Below are 2,442 nucleotides of genomic sequence, written 5' to 3'. Positions count from 1 at the left end.
TGCCTTACCGACTTTGACACTTAAACGAGCAATCGCCATTAGGTCTTATCCTGTTCCTTTTTTCGGTTACGTTCTTTTTTAAACGCTCTTTGATCAAGTATCGAAGCCCACATCATAATGATGATAAGTAGCGGTGCTGCGATCACGCCAAAACTAATATCTTTGATTTTTCCCAAGACCTGTTTTAGTTGCATGCTGTTGCTCCTAGCTTTGGTACTTCTTTTTTTAATTCAATTGAAAATTGAATTAAAAAAAGAAGTTTCAGGGTTTTAGGGATGAAATCCCTAACGTGCTTAGGTTTCTCAATGAAATTGAGAAACGTCTAAGCGCGCCATCAAAATTTTGATGGAAGTGCAGGCGACAATATCTAGAACGAACTTTAACAAAATTGCGTACCTTGGACGTAATTATTTTGTTATCGTTCTTTGAGAATTGAGCATGTACTTTTGCGGTATCTGAATTAAGGAATTGAATATGAATAATGAATGGCTGTCTGAAAAAATTACCTACATTTCTGCATTAAAGAATCCAAGTGATGCTCAAAAACTTCTATTGGAATTGGCTCAAATTCAGTACCGAACACCTGAACAAGAAAAGAAATTAAATGCCCTTATCAAAGCTGAAAAAGCTATAGATCGAGCAAATAAACAGAAAGTCGTTGTTAGAAAATTACTCAATGCGGAAAAGGAAGCTGAACGTAAAGCTCGTACACGTCACCTCATCCAATTAGGCGCACTTTTTGAAATTGCTAACCTAGATCAGCGTGACCCCGCCGAATTACTTGGAGTTCTGCTTAAAACTGCTGAAATTGATCCAAATGATATGAAATGGCAAATTTGGAAAGAATTAGGACAAGAGATATTAAATCAACGTAAAATTAATTAACTACAAGAAACTTTTGCACCTTGAAACCTCATGCTTTATCTAACTTATAAGTTGCGATCTTAAAAATGAAAGAGATACGCGCTCATGTTGTTTTTAGTTTTAACTGGATAAAGCATAAAGCCATGCGTGGTTCAAATCCACTGTAAGCCTTGAAATAAATAGAAAAATCAAAAGGGCAGATAGGCTTCCCCTTTTCTGCCCAAATAAAAAAACGCCCCTCAGGGCGTTTAATGTACTTTAAAACACATAAGGTCGAACAAAGATCAGGAAGAAAATTCCGAGCATTAAGAACCACTTTAAGAAGTAGTACAGTTGACGGTTGGTTTTCTTCAAGGCTTTAGCTTTGATCCGCACTTGATAGACATAACCAAAGACTTTATTCAGTCCACCCGTTTGATCCCCTGCTTCATTTGGAGAGCTGGCAGCGGTCATAACTTTTTTACCAAACCAGTGATTGAAACGTTCCATAAAGCGTGTCTTTAATGGACGCTCGACATCGGCAAAGAAAATAATGCGGTTTTGATCAGTGGTGTTTTCGGCATAGTGAATATAAGTTTCATCAAAGACCACGCTTTCACCATCGCGCCATGAATAGCGCTCACCATCCACATCAATAAAGCAGCGATCATCATTCGGTGTGATCAACCCCAAGTGATAACGCAATGAACCCGCATAAGGGTCACGGTGACGAACCAAACGGCTGTCAGGTGCCAGCTCGGTAAACATCGCGGCTTTAATGGTCGGCAAGGTTTTCAGCAACGCCGTCGTTTTTGGACAAAGTTCAGCGGCTGATGGATGTGCAGAGTCATACCATTTCAGATAAAAACGCTTCCAGCCTGTTTTGAAAAAGGAGTTAAACCCCAAGTCATCATAACTGCTCGATGCTTTAATTCCGCCTTTTTCATATAAAGCTTTTGCTTCATCACGAATCATTTCCCAGTTTTCATCCAACACTTTTAAGTCTTGAAAATGCTGTGTATCGATATATGGCTGATTCGGTACCTTTGAAAACATGTACATGAGGTAGTTAATTGGCGCAAGAATCGTTGAGTGATCGAAAAATTGACGATAAAACGAGTGACGAACCTTCCCACGTTGCTGAATATAAAGTGCAGAAAGAATAAAAATCGCCAGAATGATCCACTTAATCATATGAAAACCTGGAAACCAAAGAAAACGAAATAAAAGAAAAAGACCAGTATTCGGTCTAGACTGCGAATTGTAGCATAGGCTGCAAAGTACGTCCTATTTCCAGCTTTTCATCACAAGTTTTCATTAATTATTGCAATTGGCACATGGTTTTATTGGAATAAGAAAAGCAAAGAAGTATTTAAAGAACTTAAACAAGCTATTGAAAACATAATTAATTAGTCAAATAGCCTAAGCAATAAAATTAGAATAGATCAAACATCCGCTTATTATTCTTAAACGCTTAATAAGCTCTCAACTTCTCAACTCGCCCCCAAAGCGTCGCACTTCGTGCTTTGGCTTTGGAAACGGTTGAGAGAGTTTCGGCAATACTCTCCCTAAAGGCGGTCATTTAAAAAAATGACGCAT

The 2,442-nt window shown here is 38.3% G+C and carries 3 protein-coding genes; 1 reads left to right on the top strand and 2 read right to left on the bottom strand.

The window, feature by feature from the left end; translation table 11 throughout:
• Window positions 1-38 precede the first annotated feature (38 nt).
• Window positions 39-194, bottom strand: coding sequence for a hypothetical protein (locus FTV42_RS16255; protein ID WP_004847148.1), 156 nt, complete (start codon window positions 192-194; stop codon window positions 39-41).
• A 280-nt stretch (window positions 195-474) separates the two neighbouring features.
• On the opposite strand from FTV42_RS16255, the gene FTV42_RS16250 reads away from it, so the two are divergent.
• Window positions 475-885, top strand: a complete 411-nt coding sequence (locus tag FTV42_RS16250) for a conjugal transfer protein TraD (RefSeq protein WP_179995789.1) — start codon at window positions 475-477, stop codon at window positions 883-885.
• A gap of 237 nt (window positions 886-1,122) precedes the next feature.
• Here the strand turns inward: FTV42_RS16250 and lpxO are convergent, their stop codons facing one another.
• The gene (lpxO, locus tag FTV42_RS16245) at window positions 1,123-2,037 is read right to left on the bottom strand and encodes a lipid A hydroxylase LpxO (RefSeq protein ID WP_125273387.1); all 915 of its coding nucleotides are present in this window, start codon (window positions 2,035-2,037) and stop codon (window positions 1,123-1,125) included.
• Between the last annotated feature and the right edge of the window lie 405 nt (window positions 2,038-2,442).

It is taken from the genome of Acinetobacter sp. YH16052, assembly GCF_013417155.1.
Classification (GTDB): Bacteria; Pseudomonadota; Gammaproteobacteria; order Pseudomonadales; family Moraxellaceae; genus Acinetobacter.
This window is presented reverse-complemented; position numbering and strand designations above follow the sequence as displayed.

What these genes read in the sequence shown, in the direction of transcription:
- FTV42_RS16250 (WP_179995789.1), top strand. Translation starts at nt 475, where the DNA reads ATGAATAATGAATGGCTGTCTGAAAAAATTACCTACATTTCTGCATTA.
- lpxO (WP_125273387.1), bottom strand. Translation starts at nt 2,037, where the DNA reads ATGATTAAGTGGATCATTCTGGCGATTTTTATTCTTTCTGCACTTTAT.
- FTV42_RS16255 (WP_004847148.1), bottom strand. Translation starts at nt 194, where the DNA reads ATGCAACTAAAACAGGTCTTGGGAAAAATCAAAGATATTAGTTTTGGC.